The 20,027-nt window shown below is 64.0% G+C and carries 14 protein-coding genes; 4 read left to right on the forward strand and 10 right to left on the reverse strand.

The annotated features are described in order from the left end of the window. The first annotated feature begins 207 nt into the window (after positions 1-207). On the forward strand, positions 208-2,223 hold the full coding sequence (locus tag Q9Q94_RS06060; RefSeq protein WP_305979124.1) for a TonB-dependent siderophore receptor: 2,016 nt from the start codon (positions 208-210) through the stop codon (positions 2,221-2,223). A gap of 129 nt (positions 2,224-2,352) precedes the next feature. Here the strand turns inward: Q9Q94_RS06060 and uvrA are convergent, their stop codons facing one another. Next, positions 2,353-7,965, reverse strand: coding sequence for an excinuclease ABC subunit UvrA (uvrA, locus tag Q9Q94_RS06065; protein WP_305979125.1), 5,613 nt, complete (start codon positions 7,963-7,965; stop codon positions 2,353-2,355). 74 nt (positions 7,966-8,039) lie between these two features. Here uvrA and Q9Q94_RS06070 point away from each other — a divergent pair, with 74 nt between their 5' ends. After that, positions 8,040-8,276 (forward strand): hypothetical protein, encoded by a 237-nt coding sequence (locus Q9Q94_RS06070; RefSeq protein WP_305979126.1) that lies wholly within the window; start codon positions 8,040-8,042, stop codon positions 8,274-8,276. 23 nt (positions 8,277-8,299) lie between these two features. On the opposite strand, the gene Q9Q94_RS06075 is transcribed toward Q9Q94_RS06070, so the two are convergent. The 3 genes from Q9Q94_RS06075 to Q9Q94_RS06085 all read right to left on the reverse strand — a co-directional run bounded on the left by Q9Q94_RS06075 (position 8,300) and on the right by Q9Q94_RS06085 (position 12,374). Next, positions 8,300-9,736, reverse strand: a complete 1,437-nt coding sequence (locus tag Q9Q94_RS06075; protein ID WP_305979127.1) for a hypothetical protein — start codon at positions 9,734-9,736, stop codon at positions 8,300-8,302. Positions 9,737-10,011: 275 nt separating this feature from the next. Next, positions 10,012-11,550, reverse strand: a complete 1,539-nt coding sequence (locus Q9Q94_RS06080) for a helicase HerA-like domain-containing protein (RefSeq protein WP_305979128.1) — start codon at positions 11,548-11,550, stop codon at positions 10,012-10,014. A 164-nt stretch (positions 11,551-11,714) separates the two neighbouring features. Beyond that, positions 11,715-12,374 (reverse strand): hypothetical protein, encoded by a 660-nt coding sequence (locus tag Q9Q94_RS06085; RefSeq protein WP_305979129.1) that lies wholly within the window; start codon positions 12,372-12,374, stop codon positions 11,715-11,717. A 124-nt stretch (positions 12,375-12,498) separates the two neighbouring features. On the opposite strand from Q9Q94_RS06085, the gene Q9Q94_RS06090 reads away from it, so the two are divergent. Both Q9Q94_RS06090 and Q9Q94_RS06095 read left to right on the forward strand, forming a co-directional pair. Continuing rightward, positions 12,499-13,224 carry a YebC/PmpR family DNA-binding transcriptional regulator gene (locus tag Q9Q94_RS06090; protein WP_305979130.1) on the forward strand — a complete coding sequence of 242 codons (726 nt, stop codon included), beginning with the start codon at positions 12,499-12,501 and terminating at the stop codon, positions 13,222-13,224. A gap of 74 nt (positions 13,225-13,298) precedes the next feature. Next, a complete protein-coding gene (locus Q9Q94_RS06095) occupies positions 13,299-14,162 on the forward strand; it encodes a DMT family transporter (protein WP_305979131.1) in 864 nt (287 codons plus the stop codon). 114 nt (positions 14,163-14,276) lie between these two features. Here the strand turns inward: Q9Q94_RS06095 and Q9Q94_RS06100 are convergent, their stop codons facing one another. The 6 genes from Q9Q94_RS06100 to Q9Q94_RS06125 form a co-directional block, all read right to left on the reverse strand. Continuing rightward, positions 14,277-15,659, reverse strand: coding sequence for an exonuclease domain-containing protein (locus tag Q9Q94_RS06100; RefSeq protein ID WP_305979132.1), 1,383 nt, complete (start codon positions 15,657-15,659; stop codon positions 14,277-14,279). Positions 15,660-15,755: 96 nt separating this feature from the next. Next, a complete protein-coding gene (locus Q9Q94_RS06105) occupies positions 15,756-15,941 on the reverse strand; it encodes a DUF3460 family protein (RefSeq protein WP_305979133.1) in 186 nt (61 codons plus the stop codon). A 23-nt stretch (positions 15,942-15,964) separates the two neighbouring features. Then, entirely contained in the window at positions 15,965-18,232 is a 2,268-nt protein-coding gene (locus Q9Q94_RS06110; protein WP_371929830.1) for a bifunctional (p)ppGpp synthetase/guanosine-3',5'-bis(diphosphate) 3'-pyrophosphohydrolase, read from the reverse strand. A 41-nt stretch (positions 18,233-18,273) separates the two neighbouring features. Beyond that, a complete protein-coding gene (gene rpoZ, locus Q9Q94_RS06115) occupies positions 18,274-18,480 on the reverse strand; it encodes a DNA-directed RNA polymerase subunit omega (protein ID WP_305979135.1) in 207 nt (68 codons plus the stop codon). An 18-nt stretch (positions 18,481-18,498) separates the two neighbouring features. Beyond that, a complete protein-coding gene (gmk, locus tag Q9Q94_RS06120; RefSeq protein WP_305979136.1) occupies positions 18,499-19,107 on the reverse strand; it encodes a guanylate kinase in 609 nt (202 codons plus the stop codon). Between the two features lie 3 nt (positions 19,108-19,110). Beyond that, positions 19,111-19,977 carry a YicC/YloC family endoribonuclease gene (locus tag Q9Q94_RS06125; RefSeq protein ID WP_305979137.1) on the reverse strand — a complete coding sequence of 289 codons (867 nt, stop codon included), beginning with the start codon at positions 19,975-19,977 and terminating at the stop codon, positions 19,111-19,113. Between the last annotated feature and the right edge of the window lie 50 nt (positions 19,978-20,027).

Here is a 20,027-nt window from a genome sequence, read left to right on the forward strand (position 1 = left end):
ATTTGCGGCGCCCGCCAGGCGGGACTCCCCTGTACATTTGTCGGCGGTGGACGGCGGGCACAAGGGGAAATTCCGGCAGCCAGCGCGGCTGTTTGTAAAAGCGTGACAAAGTTGTCACTTGACGTATTCATTCGCCCTTTAGACTATGGTTCAAGTCGCATGTGCAAAGCTTCGACCCACCCTGGATACTGCCTCAAAGTTGAATTGATGACCCAGCCTCTTCAGTGTTGCCTGCTCGGCCTTGCGCTCAGCGTGTTCGCCGCCCCTGTCAGTGCGGGCGAGGAGGTCTGGTTCGAGGATCTGCCCACGGTGCTGACCGCCTCGCGCCTGCCCCAGCCACTGAATGAAGCGCCTGGCGCAGTCACCGTGATCGAAGGCGAGCTGATCCGAGCGACCGGGTATCGTGATCTGGCGCGCATCTTCCGGCTGGTGCCGGGCATGCAGATCGGGCAGGAACGCGGCAACAGCTACTGGGTGACCTATCACGGGCTGGGGGCCAATTTCCCGTCCGAGTTGCAGGTGCTGGTCGATGGCCGCTCGGTGTATTCGATGGCCAATTTTGGTGGTGTCGACTGGACCACGCTGCCGGTTTCGCCGGAGGAGATCGACCGAATCGAAGTCGTGCGCGGGCCGAATGCCGTGACCTATGGCGCGAATGCCTTCATGGGGGTGATCAACATCATCACCTACCACACCGCGCAGAACCCCATCGACCGGGTGCGCAGCAATCTGGGCAGCGCCCAGGTTCACGACTTTGAAGGGCTCAAGCACCTCAAGGCCGGTCCGGCGACGTTTCAACTGGCGGCCTCGACAAAACGCGATACCGGTTTCGACAATCTGCACGACGGGCGCCGCGTGAATGTCGGCAGTCTGCGCAGCGACTGGCGCGTTTCCAATCAGGATGAGCTGATGCTGCGTCTGGCGGCCAGTTCGGCGTTGCGTGGCGAAGGCTACGAAAACTCCCTGTTCAACAGCGTGGGGCCGCGTGACGCCAGCGCCCAGGCGCAGAGCCTGCACCTCAAGTGGACCCGGACGCCGGCAGCGAATGCCGAAATGCTCGTGCAGTTCTATCACAACCAGGAACGCAATCGCGATGCCTGGATTGCGACCGTGCCGGCGGGAGTTCCTTACGGACCGACCGGCGCCGCCGTCAATCGTGACCGCAAGGGCACGCGTGACCAGCTTGAGTTTCAGTCCCGCCTGTCCAGCGCCGCTCGCCAGACCGTCTGGGGGGCTGAAGCGCGGCGCGACACGGTCGACTTCCCCTTCATGTATGCCGCTGGCAATCCGGAGCCAACCGACCTGTATCGCCTGTTCGGCAATCTCGATGAGCATCTGACGCGCGATCTGCATCTGAATCTTGGCGCCGCGCTCGAAAAATATCGTGGCGAGCCCACCCATATTGCTCCGCGCGCCTTCCTGAACTGGCAAGTCCAGCCGATGCAGACCCTGAGGGCAGGCGCTTCGCGTGCCTGGGCACAACGCCCGACCTTCGAGAAAGAAGGCGAAACCCGCGTCATCGACCCGCTCACCGGGACCTTGCTGGTCCATCACCTGGCCAACCCGGATCTGCGCCAGGCCCGCATCGACAGCATCGAACTGGGCTACCTCGGGCGCTTCAAGCCAATGGCCAGCAGTCTGGACGTACGCCTGTTCCGCGAGCGCGTGCGCGATTTCATCGTACGCAACCCGGTCAGCTCCACCGCGGCGCTGGAGCCCTGGATGAGCTCCCTGCAATATCAGAATCTGGCCAGCCCCATTACCTTGCAGGGCGTCGAATACCAGTTGCGCTTCAAACCCTGGAAAGAAGCGGACATCATTTTCAACCACACCCTTATCCATCGGCATTCAGGCGATGCGCAGGTGGATGACCGGATTGCTCCCTACACGGCCAGCCTGGCCTGGCAGCAGCGCTGGACGCGGCAATGGTCGAGCATGTTCAGTGCCGTGCGCGTCGGCCCCATGGCGGGTGCCGATGGCATCGCCACCGGTACGCCGTATGTCACGAAGGCCTACACCAGCTTCGATGCACGCATTGCCTGGAATGCCCGCACCGAGAGCGGGCGCAAATACGAAATCGCCCTCAATGCCATCAATCTTGGCAAACGCCATCAGGAAATCCCCGATCGCGGCGTGCAGGTGTACCGCGCTTATCTGGGCGACGACACGCCCGCCAATGCCGTGACGCCGACGGTCTACGTGTCGCTCAGCGCGGATTTCTGAGGATGCATGGGGTGTCTGTAAAGCCGCGCCCGGCGTGGCTTTACAGCATGTCTGGCTGAAGAGGCTTGCTGCATGCGCCTCGGCAGGCAGACTGTCTGCCGAGGTCCGCCGCAAGCCGCTCTTCAGGCATCAGCGCTTGTTGCGTTTCAGGAAAACCTGCAGCGCCTTGCCGGTGTGGGTTTTGGTTTTCAGCACTCCCGCCAGCGGGCCTTCATACACCACGCGGCCGCCCTCATCGCCGCCTTCGGGCCCCATGTCGATCAGCCAGTCGGCTTCGGCCATCACGTCCAGATCGTGCTCGATGACCAGCGCGGTGTTGCCGGCTTCAACGAGGCGATGCAGCACGGTGATCAGCTTCGCCACGTCGGCCATGTGCAATCCGACAGTGGGCTCGTCCAGCACGTAGAGCGTGTGCGGGCTCTTGAACTTCGAGGCGCGTGCGGCCGGGTCGGTCTTCACTTTCGCCAGCTCGGTGACCAGCTTGATGCGCTGCGCTTCGCCACCGGAGAGCGTCGGCGAGGCCTGACCCAGCGTGAGGTAGCCGAGGCCCACGTCCTGCAGCAGACGAAGCGGATGGGAAACCTTGGGATGCGCGGCGAAGAACTCGACGGCTTCGTCGACTTCCATCGCCAGCACCTGCGCGATGCTCTTCTCGCGCCACAGGGCGGTGAGGGTGTCGGCGTTGAAACGCGCGCCATCGCAGACTTCGCAATGCACTTTCACGTCCGGCAGGAAGCTCATCGCCACGGTCTGCACGCCCGCGCCTTCGCAGCTCGGGCAGCGTCCGTCGCCGGTGTTGAAGGAGAAGCGTGCGGCTTGCCAGCCACGCAGCTTGGCGGTCTCGGTGTTGGCGAAGAGCTTGCGGATCTCGTCCCAGAAGCCGACGTAGGTGGCAGGACAACTGCGCGGCGTCTTGCCGATCGGCGTCTGGTCCACTTCGAGCACGCGGCCGACTGCTTGCCAGCCGGTGATCGACGCGCAGCCCTGTATGCCGCTGGCAAGCTTCTCGGTGCGCGGCATCGGCTTGGCGGATTTGCGCCCGGCGGGCGTGGCCTTCTCGTCTTCGTCGCCGCCGATCAGGCGTTTCAGGTTGGCGTGCAGCACATCGCGCGCCAGCGTGGATTTGCCCGAGCCGGACACGCCGGTGACCACCGTCAGGCGATTCAGCGGCACACGCACGGCCACGTTCTGCAGGTTGTGCAGCGTGCCACCGACGAGTTCGATGAAGGGATCTGCAGAGGCAGGCGCAGCGCGGCTGTGCAGCGGGTGCTGCAGCGGCTCGCGCAGGCATTGGCCGGTGACCGAATCGTTTGAGGCGATCAGCTGTGCCGCCGTGCCTTGCGCGATCAGGCGCCCGCCGCGCGTGCCGGCGCCGGGGCCGAGGTCCAGTACTTCGTCGGCGCGGCGGATGGTTTCTTCGTCGTGCTCCACCACCACCACCGTGTTGCCCTTGGCGCGCAATGCTTCGAGCATGTCCAGCAGTACGCCGTTGTCACGCGGGTGGAGGCCGATGGAAGGTTCGTCGAGCACATAGCACACGCCGCGCAGATTGCTGCCGAGCTGCGATGCCAGACGGATACGCTGGGCCTCGCCGCCGGAGAGCGTGGGCGCGGCGCGATCCAGCGCGAGGTAGCCGAGGCCCACGTCGTGCAGGAAGGCGAGGCGGTGCTTGAGCTCGCTGATGATGTCGCGGCCGATGCCGGCTTCGCGGCCTTCGAGCTGCAGACCATTCACCCATTCGCCCAGCGCGTTGACCGAACGCTTGCTGTAGCCGGTGATTGATACGTCGCGATAGCGCACCGCGCGCGCCACCGGATTCAGGCGTTCGCCGTGGCAGCTGCGGCATTCGACTTCCGCGCCGTCCTCGTCATCGAGCCCGGCGAATTCCATTTCGGCGACGTCGACCTCCGGGTCCTTCATCCATTTCGGAATCTCCACGCCGGTGCCGCAGCAGCTCTCGCACCAGCCGTGCTTGGAATTGTAGGAGAAGAGGCGCGGGTCGAGTTCCGGGAAGCTGGTGCCGCAACTCGGGCAGGCGCGCAGGGTGGAGAATACCGCGTCGCCACCCTCTGGCGTGATCACGCGGATCGTGCCCTTGCCGATGCCCAGCGCGTCGGCGAGTTTCTCGCGCAGCTCGGCTTCGTGGTTGGCATGCACATCCACATCGCATACCGGTAGCTCGATATTGTGTTCCTTGAAGCGGTCCAGGCGTGGCCAGGGCGAGACCGGCAGAAACTCGCCGTCGACGCGCAGATGGGTGTAGCCCTTGTTCTTGGCCCAGCGTGCCAGCTCGGTGTACAGGCCTTTGCGATTGACCACCAGCGGGGCGAGCAGGCCGATCTTGTGGCCGCGATAGTCGCGCAGCAGGCGTGCGGCGATGGCGTCCTGACTCTGCGGTTCGATCGCGCAGTTGCAGTCCGGGCAATGCTGAGTGCCGAGCTTCACGAAGAGCAGGCGCAGGAAGTGATGCACCTCGGTGAGCGTGCCGACGGTGCTCTTGCGCCCGCCGCGGCTGGTGCGCTGTTCGATCGCCACGGTAGGTGGAATGCCGTGGATCGCATCCACATCCGGCTTGCTCGCCGGCTGCACGAACTGGCGCGCGTAGGCGTTCAGCGATTCGAGATAGCGGCGCTGGCCTTCGGCAAACAGGATGTCAAACGCCAGCGTGGATTTGCCCGAGCCGGACACGCCGGTGACCACGGTGAACTTGTTGTGCTGGATCGCCAGCGAGACGTTCTTGAGGTTGTGCTCGCGGGCGTGGGTGATCTGGATGGTGTCGGGTGCCTCCACCGGCAGGTAGCGTACGCGCGGTTCGGCAGCCTTGAGGGGCGTCGCATCGAGCCGGTATTCCGCCAGCGCCCGCCCGGTATGCGAACGCGGCTCGGCGATCAGGTCATCAATCGTGCCGGCAACGAGAATCTCGCCGCCAGCGTCGCCGCCTTCCGGGCCGAGGTCGATCAGCCAATCGGCTGCACGCATGACATCCAGATTGTGTTCGACGACCAGTACGGTGTTACCGGCATCGACCAGCGCGCGCAAGGCGCGCAGCAGCTTCACGATATCGCCGAAGTGCAGGCCGGTGGTCGGTTCATCGAAGAGGAACAGGCTGCCTTTGGTGGAGGCTTTCTTCTTCGAGGATTTCGCCGCGTATTCCGCCAGATGCCCGGCTAGCTTGAGGCGCTGCGCTTCGCCGCCGGAGAGCGTGGGCACTGGCTGGCCGAGGGTGAGGTAATCGAGGCCGACGTCCACCAGCGGCTGGATGGCGCGCACCAGATCCTTGTCACCGGCGAAGAAGTTCAGCGCATCGGCACAGGTCAGTTCCAGCACCTTGGCGATGTTCTTGCCTTGTAGTTGCAGCTCAAGAATCTCCGGGCGGTAGCGTTTGCCGTCGCAATCCGGGCAGCGCAGATACACGTCGGAGAGGAACTGCATCTCGACGTGCTCGAAGCCATTGCCGCCGCAGGTGGGGCAGCGGCCGTCGCCGGAGTTGAAGGAGAAGGTGCCGGCGGTGTAGCCGCGCTGTTCGGCATCGGGCAGAGCCGCGAAGCGCTTGCGGATCACGTCGAAGGCGCCGACGTAGCTGGCCGGGTTGGAGCGCGTGGTCTTGCCGATCTGGCTCTGATCGACCATGACAATGGCTTCGATCAGGTCTTCGCCGACAAGTTTCGCAAACGCGCCCGGAGCTTCGGTGGCTTCGCCCTTGGCCTTCTTCAGCGCCGGCCACAGCACGTCCTGAATCAGCGTGGATTTCCCGGAACCGGATACGCCGGTGACGCAGACCAGCCGCCCCAGCGGGATGGAGAGGTCCACATTTTTCAGGTTGTTGGCCGTGGCGCCGAGCAGCTTGAGGCGCGGGGTTTTAACTTCGACCTTCTGGCGAATGAGGCCGGCGTCGACCTGCTTGTGACCGCCCAGATATTGCGCTGTAAGGGTGTCGGTGCGGGCGCGCAGCTCGTCCGGTGTGCCGTTGAATACGATGTTGCCGCCAGCCGCACCGGGGCCGGGGCCGATGTCGACAATGCGATCGGCATTGAGCATTACGGCCGGGTCGTGTTCCACCACCACCAGCGAGTTGCCGGCGTCGCGCAGCCGCCGCATCACGCCGTTGATGCGGTCGATGTCGCGCGGGTGCAGGCCGATGGAGGGCTCGTCGAGCACAAAGAGCGTGTTCACCAGTGAGGTGCCCAGTGCGGTGGTCAGATTGATGCGCTGCACCTCGCCGCCCGAGAGTGTGCGGCTCTGGCGGTCCAGCGTGAGGTAGCCGAGGCCCACCTCGCACAGGTAGCTGAGCCGCCCACGGATCTCGTTCATCACCAGATCGACCGCGTCGCCCGCGCTGCCTTCTATCTGCAGCTCGCGGAAGAAATCGCGCGCGCGTTCGATCGGCAGGCTCATCGCGTCGTGCAGCGACAGGCCGGGCAGGGCTTGCAGTTGCTCGTCGGCCAGACGCATACCCTTGGGGCGGAAGCGTCGCCGTTGCGTGCCGAGCGCGGCGTCAGCCTGCTCTTTCGAGCCCACGCGCCAGAGCAGCGAATCCGTCTTCAGGCGCGCACCCGCGCAGGCCGGGCAGTCGGTGTAGGCGCGGTAGCGGCTGAGCAGCACGCGGATGTGCATCTTGTAGGCCTTGGTTTCCAGCCAGTCGAAGAAGCTGCGCACGCCGTACCAGTATTTCGGCCAGGAGCGTTGCCAGCTCTTGAACTCGGGCTCGCCTTCCATGACCCAATGCCGATGTTCTGCGGGCAGATCGCACCAGGCGATGTCGGTGGCCACGCCGCGTAGGCGGCACATCTTCATCAGGTCGTCCTGACATTCCTTGTAGCTCTCGCTCTGCCAGGGCTTCACCGCACCACCGGCGAGCGTCTTCGATTCGTCCGGCACGATCAGGCCGGGGTCGATGCCAATCACGCGGCCGAAACCCTTGCAGGTCTCGCAGGCGCCGACGGCGGAGTTGAACGAAAAGTTGGCCGAGGTGGGTGCGCTGTAGTGGATGTCGCACTCGGCGCAGTGCAGGTCGGCGGAGAACTTCCAGACTTGCCCGGCGAGTGCATCGATCAGGGCTTCGCCGCCCAGATGCACTTCCAGCTTGCCGTTGCCGAGTTTCAGCGCGGCCTCCAGCGCTTCGCTGACGCGCGCAGTTTCGGCATTGCCAAAGCGGAAGCGATCCACCGTCACCAGAATGCGTTTGCCATCTTCGGTGATGCGTGTGAAGCCCTGACGCTCCAGATGGCCGCGCATTTCTTCGACCGTGAAATTCTCGGGAACCGGCAGGGGCGCGACGATGGCCAGACGCGGGTCCTCATGCTGCGGGCAGCGCGTGGCCAGCGTGGCGAGGAGAGTCTGCGGCGTTTCTTTCTCGACCTTGGCACCGCAGCCCTTGCAATACAGGTGGCTGGCGCGGGCGTAGAGCAGCTTCAGGTAATCGGCCAGCTCGGTCATGGTGCCGACCGTGGAGCGCGAAGTGCGCACCTGATTGCTCTGGTCGATGGCGATCGCCGGCGGCACGCCCTCGATGGCGTCGACCTGCGGCTTGTCCATGCGGTCGAGGAACTGCCGCGCGTAGGGCGAGAAGGTCTCGACGTAGCGGCGCTGGCCCTCGGCATAGAGCGTGTCGAAAACCAGTGAGCTCTTGCCTGAGCCTGAGGGGCCGGTGACGACCACCAGCTCACCGAGCGGGATGTCGAGCGAGAGGTTCTTGAGGTTGTTCTGGCGGGCGCCGCGAATGCGGATATACGGGTGCGACATGGCTGGGGAATCCGGCAAGTATTTTTTGGTGTGCCAGAATTGTCGCAGGATCACCCGATCAGGAGCCAATCGAAATGATCAATCTTCGTCACGCAGTCAAACACGCCCGCAGTGGCAACTGGGCCCGGGCGCATGAGATGGCTCAGGCCGATGATTCCCTTCTGGGGTCATGGTTGCACGGCATCCTGCATATCCATGAGGGTGATCTGGACAATGCCGGCTACTGGTACGCCAAGGCCCACCGAAACTTTGCCCAGCACGGAACGGTGGAAGAAGAGCTCGGCAAGCTGGAAGCCGAGCTGCTGGATTAGGCGGCCTTGGCGGCGAGCTTCCGTCAGGCTGGTTCAGCGCGCTGACGCATGCGCGCGATGATCTGGCGCAAGCGTTGTGACTCCTCCACGCGCGGATGATCAGGGAAGCGGTTGGCCAGTGTCACGAAGAAACGCTCGGCCAGTTCGTCCTGATTCAGGTCTTCGCACAGGATCTGGCCACCGAGGAAATACACCTCGGCCAGCAGAGGGCTGTTGCGGAAAGCCTTGTCGAAACCGTTGAGGATCTCCATCGCCAGCTTCGGTTCGCGCGCATGGCGTGCCGCTTCGGCCAGTTGCAGCACGGTCGCCGCGTCTTCCGGGCGGAATTCCGGCTGCTTCTCGCGGCAGCGCTTCCAGGCATCCAGCGCATTGCGCCGCTGCTCCTTGCGCAACAGCAGCGGAATCAGTTTCTGGCTGTGGTTGAGCAGGCGCTCATCCTTGCCCGCCAGGTGCAGTAGCTTGTTGTAACGTTCCTGCGCGGCCGTATTCTCCGGGTCCAGGCGCTGCGCCTCATAGGCGATTTCCAGCGCCTGATCGACCATGCCCTCGGCCAGAAACTCCGTGATGCGTGCCGAGTCCGGATCTTCCTTGGCCTTGGCAGCGGCTGAGCCCCCGCGCCGGCCGGGCAGCACTTCCACATCCAGCCCCAGCTGTTCATGGAACTGGTACAGCACGTAGCCCAGCATGTTGAAGGCGATCAGCGTGAAGTGCATGGCCACGCCAGTGATTAGCCAGACCGATCCTGCCAGACGCGGACGCAGGTTGGCGAAGAGCTTCTGCGAAGCTTCCATGGCGGCCGTGAAGGCCACTTCATCCTGCGACGCCATCGCCTGCTGCAGAGTCACCTGCAACTCGCCCCACTTCTGCAGCATGGGCAGCAGTGAGCTCTCGAAGACCTTGAACATCAGGAACATCTGGCCCGTCGACAGGAAATACAGGAATATGCACAGCAGCAGATAAGGCGCGCCGATGCCGCTGATCAGGCTCCAGCCCGCCGCCGGATTCAGGCCGGTGCTCAGGCTGCGGCTCGTCACCAGTGCCATCAGCGCCGCCGGCGTGATCAGCATCACCGCGAAATTCGCCAGCATGCCCATGCCTTCGCCGAACAGGCCCGCCACCAGACCCACCGCGAAACCCGGGATGATGAACAGTCCCATGATCTTGTACGGCATGTGCGCCAGAGTCTCGTCCGGCAGCGGCGAATACTGCGTGGGTGACAGGCGACCCAGCGAAGTCTCCGACAGGACCCGGCTGCCGAAGCGCAGCAGGAACACCCAGCTCAGCAGCGACAGGCCGCCGATGCACACCATCATGGCTGGCAGGCTGGTGGCAAACGCCCCGAGTGCCGGCAGCGCAGCGAACACCACCACCCGCCACAGCACCGAGGGCGTCAGCGGAAACAGGAAGAAACGCGGCACCCGCGTCCAGAACGGCGGGATCAGGGGATTGCTGCTGGCCATGCTGGGTGCTCGCGTGAGGGATCAATGACAGGCTGGATTATGCCTGCTGCACACAACAAGAACGAGGAAGAAATCCCGAAAACAGCCCGCCTGCCCGGACAGCCGCATGGGGATTGGGGCTGGCCGGAGAGAGGCTGAGGGTGTCTTCCGGCTGAGGCTTGGTAGCAGGGAACGCAGGCTTGGTGGTTCCCGCACTTCGGGCGGAAACCACCGGGCTGCAAACGCGAGCTCCGCTGACTTTCCTCAGCGCTCAGTCCCCGGTGTTTCGCAACGCGTCACCGACGCCCGCCCAGAATCGAACCGAGTACGCCGCGAACGATCTCGCGGCCGACGGCACTGCCGATGGTTCGGGTCATGGATTTGGCGGCAGTCTGGGCGAGGCCGTCGTGGCGACCGCCGCGCGGGCCGGTGGTGCCGAAGAGGATGCCGCCAAGAGCGCCGCCCAGCCCGCCTAGCAGGCCACCCCCCTCGCTTTGCGGCGCGGGCTGGACCTGTCCGGGCTGGTTGCCTGCAGAGCCTTGCTGGGTGCCGCTTACCGAGGGGGCCGCACGCAGCTTCTCAAAGGCGGATTCGCGGTCCAGCGCTTCTTCGTAGGCGCCGTAGACCAGCGAGTTGTTGATCGCCGCGTTGCGCTCGTCGGCGCTCATCGGGCCGATGCGCGAGGCGGGTGGCAACACGAAGGCGCGCTCGACGATGCAGGGCGTGCCTTTCGCGTCGAGGAAGGAGATCAGCGCTTCGCCGACGCCCAGTTCGGTGATCGCCGCTTCGGTGCTGAATTTCGGGTTGGCGCGCATGGTTTCGGCGGCGACCTTGACGGCCTTCTGGTCGCGCGGGGTGAAGGCTCTCAATGCGTGCTGCACCCGATTTCCGAGCTGGCCGAGTACGCTGTCCGGCACGTCGAGCGGATTCTGGGTGACGAAGTAAATGCCGACGCCCTTGGAGCGGATCAGGCGCACGACCTGTTCGATCTTTTCGAGCAGCGCCGCGGGCGCATCGTTGAACAGCAGATGTGCTTCGTCGAAGAAGAACACCAGCTTGGGCTTGTCCAGATCGCCGGCCTCGGGAAGTTGCTCGAACAGCTCGGCGAGCATCCACAGCAGGAAGCTGGCGTAGAGCTTGGGCGCGTTGTAGAGCTTGTCGGCGGCGAGGATGTTGATGACGCCGCGGCCCTGCGGATCGGTCTGCATCAGATCCATGATGTTGAGCATCGGTTCGCCGAAGAACTTGCCGGCGCCCTGTTCTTCCAGCGTCAGCAGGCCGCGCTGGATGGCGCCGATACTGGCGGCGGACACGTTGCCGTATTTCGTCGTCAGTTCGCGGGCGTTCTCGCCGATCCACTGCACCATGGCGCGCAGGTCTTTCAGATCGAGCAGCAGCAGGCCGTTGTCATCGGCCACCTTGAACACGATCTGCAGCACGCCGGCCTGGGTTTCGTTGAGCGACAACAGGCGCCCGATCAGCAGCGGGCCCATGTCTGAAATCGTGGCGCGCACCGGATGGCCCTGTTCACCGAACACGTCCCACAGCGTGGTCATGAACTTGGACGGCTCCCAGTCCTTCACGCCGAGCATGTCCAGCCGCTCCTGTAGCTTCGGCTTCAGCTCGCCCGCGGCTCCGAGGCCGGACAGATCGCCCTTCACATCCGCCATGAACACCGGCACGCCGATGTTGGCGAAAGATTCAGCGAGCTTTTGCAGGGTGACGGTCTTGCCAGTACCGGTGGCGCCGGTGATCAGGCCGTGGCGGTTGGCGAACTGGGGCAGCAGGGCAATTTCGGTGTCGCCGCTGCGGGCGATGACGAGGGGGGCGGTCATGTTGGTCTCTCCGTGCAAGAAACGTATTCAACCCGGATTATCCATCAGGGCGCGAGATGTGAATGATCGGGTTTATACCTTCTACCGTCGGCCTTCTGTGCGGCCAGGGCAAAAAAACGGGCGCGATATACGCGCCCAAATCAGGGGGGGATGCTACAAAAACCTTACTTGCCGTTGCAGCCGGCCTTGCACTGGTCGAAGCTGCTCTGGCAGCTGCTGCCACGGCCACAGGCAAACAGTTTGTTGCCGCAGCCGAGCACGCAGGCGTTCCAGGCCGGGCTGGCGGTGGCACTGCCCATTTCGAGGACCGTGCCTTTGCTCCTGGAGGCGGGACTGCTCAGGACTTTGCCGCCGGCGCAGGCAGCGAGCTTGAGTTCGCGGCTCGGGCTGGGCAGTTGCGAGGCGCTGTCGGTGCTGGCCATGGCCAGATCCATCTCGATGGCTTCGAGGGCGCCGGCCTTGATCAGCTTCGAGCGGGTGAGGGTGTCAACCGCCCAGCAATCGGCGCGGCGGGCATTCTCGACACTGCGGTCAAGATCAATGGGCATGCCCAGGCGCGTCCAGGCGCACTCGTGGGCATACAGAAAGGCGCGTGTCTCGGGCAGCAACTGGGGCAGGCGGCTGGGGTTGTAGAAAATCACCCGGTTGCCTTCTACCAGACGGGTTTCCACCAGCACGGCGAGCGCCGGGTCGGCCTGGCTGGCGACCGGCTTGTCGCGTGAATCGGTGCAGCCGGCAAAGCTGAAACTCACCGTATCAGCGGCAAGCGCCGTCTGCGCGAACAGGGTACAGGCGCAGATCAGGGCGCCAAACAATCGGGTCATGGTCTATCTCCGCATCGAATGTCCTTCAATCTAGCAGGCCCGGCCAGGCAGGCTGCCGGGCGGCTGATCGGCGGTTGTATAATCCAGACCTTTGTACGTATTCTGAATTTTTACAGGGGAAATCATGGCCGGTCATTCCAAGTGGGCCAATATCCAGCATCGCAAGGGGCGTCAGGACGCCAAGCGGGGCAAGGTATTCACCAAGCTGATCAAGGAAATCACCGTTGCCGCGAAACTCGGCGGTGGCGATCTGGGCAGCAACCCGCGCTTGCGCCTGGCGGTGGAAAAGGGCAAGGCCGAGTCCTTGCCGAAGGACAACATCGAGAACGCCATCAAGCGCGGTACCGGTCAGCTTGAAGGCGTGGTGTACGAAGAAGCGCGCTACGAAGGCTACGGCATCGGCGGCGCCGCAGTGATGGTGGATTGCCTGACCGACAACAAGGTGCGGACCGTGGCGGATGTGCGCCATGCCTTCAGCAAGTACGGTGGCAACCTCGGCACCGACGGCAGCGTGGCCTTCCAGTTCAAGCACTGTGGCACCTTGCTGTTCGCGCCCGGCACCGATGAGGATGCGCTGATGGAAGCCGGCCTCGAAGCGGGCGCCGAAGACGTGGTGGCGAATGACGACGGCTCGATCGAGGTGATCACCGGCCCGTGGGAATTCACTGCCGTGAAGGAAGCGCTGGAAGCCGCCGGTTTCAAGGCCGAGTTCGGCGAAGTGACCATGAAGGCGCTGAACGAGACCGAGCTGAGCGGAGATGACGCCGTGCGCATGCAGAAGCTGCTCGACATGCTGGAAATCCTGGATGACGTGCAGGAGGTGTACACCTCGGCGGTGATGGACGAGTGAAAACGTCCGGATGGTTTTATCTCTGAAGGCGACGCGCGGCGTCGCCTTTTTCTTGTCTCTTTGAAAGTTGCAGCATGCTTGAACGTTTTCTGGCGCCGGTGTTTGTCCTGCTCTGGAGCACCGGTTTCGTCGGTGCCAAATATGGCCTGCCGTATGCCGATGCCTTGCATTTCCTGTGCGCCCGCTACACCCTGGTGATCGTGCTGATGGGCCTTGCTGCGCTGATCTTCCGCGCGCCCTGGCCGCAGGACGGGCGCCGGGTTGCGCACATTGCGGTGGCCGGTGTGCTGATGCAGGCGACCTATCTGGGCGGGGTTTTCGTGGCGATCCAGCTGGGCTTGCCGGCGGCATTGACGGCCCTGATCGTGGGTCTGCAACCCATCCTGACGGCGCTGTCTGCCGGCTGTTTGCTGGGCGAGGTGGTGTCCCGCCGCCAGTGGCAGGGGCTGGCGCTGGGCTTTGTCGGTGTAGTGCTGGTGGTGACCAATAGCCGCGCGCCGGGGCTGGGCAACCCATGGGCGTGGTCGGCGCTGTGGCCGGCCGTGATCGCCCTGCTGGGCATCACGCTGGGCACGCTTTACCAGAAACGCTTCTGCCCGAGCTTCGATCTGCGCAGCGGGGCCGTGATCCAGTTTGCGGCGAGTCTTGTGGTGACCTTGCCGCTGGCATTGCATTTCGAGCCGAAGCCCATCGAGTGGAGCGGCTCTTTCGTGTTCGCCTTGCTGTGGCTGGTGGTGATGCTGTCCGTCGGCGCGGTCAGCGTGCTCAACCTGCTGATCCGGCGCGGCTCGGCGGTGAAGGTGACGAGCCTGTTCTACCTGACGCCCGCGGTGACGGCACTGTGCGCCTGGGCCTTGTTCGATGAGCGGCTGGGCGCGCTGGCGCTGCTCGGCATGGCCCTGGCGTCGTTGGGAGTCTGGCTGGCGCGTGCGCGCTGAGCCGCACCGCGCCTTGCTCTGCGAGAGATATGCCGGAAGAGTGTTGTCGGACAAGGCTGAGCGAGGTAGCTGGCTGAAGAGGCCCGCCACATGCGGCTCTTCAGGGTGCGTCGCTTACAGGGCCTGAACCTGCGCGAGATGTTCGGGCGCGGCCAGCCAGCGGTTGATGATGCGGTAGATGTCGACGTCGAAGTGGCGCGCGGGCGAATCCTCCAGCAGGCTAGCGAGTGTGCCTTCGTCCTGCGCGCTGCCCAGCAGGCACCACTGATCGAAAACATGGGTGGCGCTGCGCTGGCTGCCGGCGTGATGCTCGCGCACCAGAATCCGGCCGGCAAAGGGCCAGGGCTTCATACTCAGCGCGGCCAGCGCGGTGGCGAGCCGGGCATCGTGAATTTCGGTGGCCTCACGCCCTACACAGACGCCGGCGCAGCGCCCCAGATGCACGCCCTGACAAGGGCCGCCGCCCTGCTCCAGGCCGAGGCGCGTGGCGCATAGTCGGTGCTGGCGGGCCAGCTCCTGCAGGGCAATCGTGGCCTCGCGTTCTCCGCGCAGGCAGCCGAACACATCCTGCCAGTCTGCCGGGTCACTGCCGAGCAGATCCGTCAGACGCAGCACCGGCGGCTGGGTGGCACGGCGCAACCAGCGCCAGCCGAAGGCGCGGGTGGCAGGCTGTTCGCGCAGGCTGCGCACGAGCTGCAATTCCTTCAGCTGCGCGCCGAGCTCGCCGGCGCAAGGCCAGGTTTCCACGTCGTGTACGGCGGCAGCGATCTTCTTGTTCTTGGCGCTGGGGCGCAGTGCCGTGAAGAAGCCGAGCACCTGCGAGCGCAGGTCGCGGGCGCAGCCGATGTCCAGCAACTGGCCGGTGGCGCTGCGATAGACCCAGGCGCCGGGCGAATCCGGCAGGGCTTCCAGGTCGCCGCGCGGCAGGCGCGGCACGTTGTTGCTGGCCGAGGAGTGCGCCTTGTCCCAGGCCTTTTGCAGGCGTTCGGCATCGGCGCGTCGAAGCGAATCGGAGAGGAAGCGCCAGACGATCTTGGCGTCATCCAGCGCGCGGTGGCGGGCATCGATGGTGTAGCCGTGGCGCTCGATCAACGCATCCAGGCCGTGGCGCGGGAATTCGGGATCAAGCGCGCGCGAGAATTTCACCGTGCACAGCACCGGCGTCGTCCACTGCATGTCGAGGCGTTCGAAGGCGGCACGCAGGAAGTTGTAATCGAAGCGTACGTTATGAGCCACGAAGACCACGTCGGAAAGCCGCGCCAGTACTTGCTCTGCGAGCTGTTCAAAGGGAGGCGCGGCGGCCACCATCTCGTCGGTGATGCCGATCAGCTCCTGAATGCGTTGCGGAATCGGCATGCCCGGATTGACCAGCGTGCTCCACTGCTCGATGAGTTCTTCACCCTCGGTGATCAGGATGGCGATTTCGGTGATGCGGTCACGGCTGGGGTCGGCACCGGTGGTTTCCAGGTCGACGATGGCAAGGCGGGGCAGGTGCATCGATAGTGGGGAGTGGAGAGTGGGTAGTCGGGAGTCGGGTTACGGAGCTGGGTTTCCCACTTTCCACTTCCGGCTGTCCACTCCCTGTGAGCAGGCTCAGTTCTGCGAAAAGTAAGGATAGGGTTTCTGTGCGACTTTCGATTCGGCATTGGCCTGCTGCACGGCGGGGTCCTGCGGTTTGTCCCACCACAGGGCGCGGCCTTTCTGCTGCTCGTCGAGCTCTTCGGGATGCTGCTTCAGCCAGCCGTTGATGAATTTCGTGAAGTCGGACACGTAGGGCATGGTTCTCTCTCTTGGTAGTGATTTCAGCGTTTGCCGGCGATCTTGTTGTCGCCGCTGCGTTCGCGCACGATGCGCACCACGTCGGGGATGTGGCGCACTGCGCGCATGATGCGGGCCAGGTGAGGGCGGTTCTTCACCTGGATGGTGAAATGGATGATGGTGTCAGCGCCGCGCTCGCTTTCCATGTTCACATTCTGGATGTTGGCTTCCTGATCGGCAATCGTGGCGGCCACCCGAGCCAGCACGCCGCGGCGGTGATGGATCAGGACGCGGATGCCGACGTCAAACAGGCGCTCGCTGCCGGCTTCCCATTCCACATCGATCCAGCGATCGCGCTCGGCCGAGTGATTGCGCGTCAATACCGGGCAGTCATTCAGATGCACCTCCAGCCCCTGGCCCTTCTTCAACAGACCCACGATCGGGTCACCGGGGATCGGGCTGCAGCAGCGCGCCATCTGCACCGCCATGCCTTCGCCACCCTGGATCAGGATCGGCGTGGGCGCACGCGGTTTGCTCGGCGTCACTTCGCCATCGGCGGCGGCCTGTTCATCCCGCAGATCGGCGAGACGACGGGCCACGACGGCTGCCATGCGCTTGCCCAGACCGATGTCGGTAAAGATGTCGTCGCGTGCCTTGCTGGAGAATTCCTTGAGGAAGCGTTCCCAGGCGATGGTGCCGATGTCCGCCAGATGCAGACCGAGATGGCGCATGGACTGCGACAGCAGGCGTTCGCCCAGGTGGGTGGCCTCTTCCTGTTGCACGGTCTTGAGGAAGTGACGGATCTCAGCGCGCGCCTTGCCAGTGCGTACGTAGGACAGCCAGGCCGGATTCGGGTGAGCGTGCTGAGCGGTGGTGATTTCGACCTGATCGCCGTTCTTCAGTTCGGTGCGCAGCGGGCGCATCTCGCCGTTGATCTTGCAGGCCACGCAGCGGTTGCCCACATCGGTGTGCACTGCGTAGGCGAAATCGACGGCGGTGGCGCCACGCGGCAGGTTGCGGATCTGACCGGCCGGGGTGAACACGAATACGTCGCCGGGGAACAGGTCGATCTTCACATGCTCGAGGAATTCCGAGGAGTCACCCGAGGTGGATTGCAGTTCGAGCAGGGACTGCAGCCAGTTGTGGGTCTTGCGCTGCAGATCGGTGAGCGACTCGGCCGTATCTTCCTTGTACAGCCAGTGCGAGGCGACACCGGATTCGGCGACCGCATGCATCTCGCTGGTGCGAATCTGCACCTCGACCGGCAGTCCTTGCGGACCGATCACCGTGGTGTGCAGTGACTGGTAGCCGTTGGCTTTGGGCAGGGCGATGTAATCCTTCATCTTGCCCGGCACCGGTTTGTACAGCTCGTGCAGCGCACCCAGCGCCAGATAGCAGCTGGCAATGTCTTTCACCAGGATGCGGAAACCGTAGATATCCAGCACCTGCTCGAAGGACAGATGCTTTTCCAGCATCTTGCGATAGATGCCGAACAGGTGTTTCTCGCGGCCATACACTTCGGCATCCACGCCCCAGGCCGGCAGGCGTTCGCGCATGTTGGTCATCAGCTTGGCGACCAGTTCGCGGCGGTCGCCACGCACGGTGCGCAGGGCCTGGGCCAGTACCCGGTAGCGCAGCGGGTAGGTGTTCTTGAACGAGAGTTCCTGCAGCTCGCGATACAAGGTGTTCAGGCCGAGGCGATTGGCAATCGGCGCGAAGATTTCCAGCGTCTCGCGGGCGATGCGGCGACGCTTGTCCGGGCGCACGGCATCCAGCGTGCGCATGTTGTGCAGGCGATCGGCGAGCTTGATCAGGATGACGCGTACGTCGCGTGCCATGGCGAGGAACATCTTGCGATAGTTCTCGGCCTGCGCTTCCTGATAGGTCTTGAATTCGATGCGGTCGAGCTTGGAAACGCCATCGACCAGCTCGGCGGCGGTCTTGCCGAAACGGGCTTCAATGTCACTCTTGGTGACATCGCTGTCTTCCATCACATCGTGGAGCAGGCCGGCGATCAGGGCCTGAGCGTCAAGATGCCACTGCGAGAGGATTTCGGTGACTGCCAGTGGATGCGAGACATAAGGCTCGCCGCTGATGCGGAACTGGCCGGTATGCGCCTGCGAGGCTAGCGCATAGGCGGCTTCGAGGCGTTCCAGATCTTCCTGTTTGAGGTAACGCGCAGCCTGCGTGCGCAGACGGGCGAATTCGACTGCCTCAACAAACTCGCCTGGTGCAGGCGTGCTGCCCGAGAAGTCGGTCAGGCTGGCAGGGGCTCGCGTAACGGTCGGGTCGGCAAGGGGGCTGGGCTCCATCATGCTCTCCGTCTCGTTGTGCGTAGCCCCTGAGGGCGCTGTCAGGACTGGCTGCGGTTGAGCATTTCGCGGCCGACCTTGCCGGCAGCGATTTCACGCAGGGCCACCACACAAGGTTTGTCGCGATCAGCCTCGACCAGCGGAGTGTTGCCCGCGGTGAGCTGGCGTGCACGGTAAGTGGCCGCCAGAGTCAGTTCAAAGCGGTTGGTGATCGTGTGCAGACAATCTTCGACTGTGATGCGGGCCATGGTATTTCCTTTTTCTAATCAGACAGCAGGGAGAAAACTTTGCGGGTAGCGCACCCGGATCAGGGGGGTGCGCAGGCGTGCGGCACGGACGACGGTTGAGAGCTCGTCGAGCGCAACTTGCAAGTCATTGTTAATTATAACGTAGTCGAACTGATCCACCTGCTGCATTTCGTCACGGGCCCCGACAAGGCGCCGGGTAATGACCTCTTCGCTGTCCGTACCGCGGCCGCGCAGGCGGCTCTCCAGCACCTCGAAGCTGGGCGGCAGGATGAAGATGCTGACCGCCTGCGGGAAGATCTGGCGCACCTGCGCAGCCCCCTGACAGTCGATTTCGAGCAGCACATCGTGGCCGGCGGCCAGTTGTTCTTCGAGCCAGTTGCGCGAAGTGGCGTAGTAATTGCCATGCACTTCGGCCCATTCGAGGAATTCGCCCCGATCCCGCCGGGCCAGAAAGTCCGGCACGCTGGTGAAGTTATAGGCGACGCCATTGACCTCGCCATCCCGTGGAGCCCGGGTGGTGAAGGAGACGGACAGGCGCACGGCGGCATCGCGCGACAGCAAGGCGCGCACCAGCGTGGTTTTGCCGGCACCGGAGGGCGCGGCGACGATGAACAGCGATCCCGCCATGGCTTACTCCAGATTCTGCACTTGCTCGCGCATCTGTTCGATGTAGACCTTCAGGTCGACCGAAATTTCGGTGAGCTGGGGGGAGACTGCCTTGGAGCCGAGCGTGTTGGCCTCGCGATTGAGCTCCTGCATCAGGAAATCCAGACGCTTGCCGACTGCGCCACCCTTGGCGAGCACACGCTCGACTTCGTCAAGATGAGCGGAAAGGCGGGTGATTTCTTCGGCCACGTCAGCCCGCTGGGCGAACAGGGTAACTTCCTGGCGGATGCGGTCTTCATCAAGGCTGGCAACGGCTTCGCGCAGGCGGGCGGTCAGGCGCTCGCGGTATTCGGCGACGGCGGCGGGCACGATGGGCGTAGCCACGGCCACGCGCTCGCGGATCAGGGCGACGCGTTCACGCAGGCTGGTGACGAGCTTCGCCCCTTCGCGGGCACGCGAGGCGCGCAACTCTTCGAGTGCCGCCTTGGCGATGGCCTGTACAGCACCGGCCAGTTCGTCGCTTTTCAGGCCTTCATCGGCCAGTACACCGGGGTAGCGCAGGATCTCGGCTGTGCTGAGCGTAGCCGCATCGGGGAAAACTTCGCGCACCTTGCCCTGGGCAACTTTCAATTGCTCCAGCATGCTGTTGTTGATGGTCAGCCCTGTTGTATTGGCCGCCACTGCCTGTAAAGACATTCGGCATTCGAGCTTGCCGCGTGATACGCTGGCATTGATCTGCTCGCGCACCAGAGGCTCTGCGAAGCGCAATTCTTCGACGATGCGGAAGGCCAGATCGAGGTAGCGCGAGTTCACGCTGCGCAGTTCGATCTGGAGGGATGCGTTGCCCACGTCGCGCGTAAGCGTCGCGTAGCCGGTCATGCTGAATACCATCGGGATTCTTTCCAGGTACAGGCGGATCCGCCTTTACACAGCGCGGACAA

The sequence above is a fragment of the Uliginosibacterium sp. 31-16 genome, assembly GCF_030730865.1.
In the GTDB taxonomy this organism is placed as follows: Bacteria; Pseudomonadota; Gammaproteobacteria; order Burkholderiales; family Rhodocyclaceae; genus Uliginosibacterium.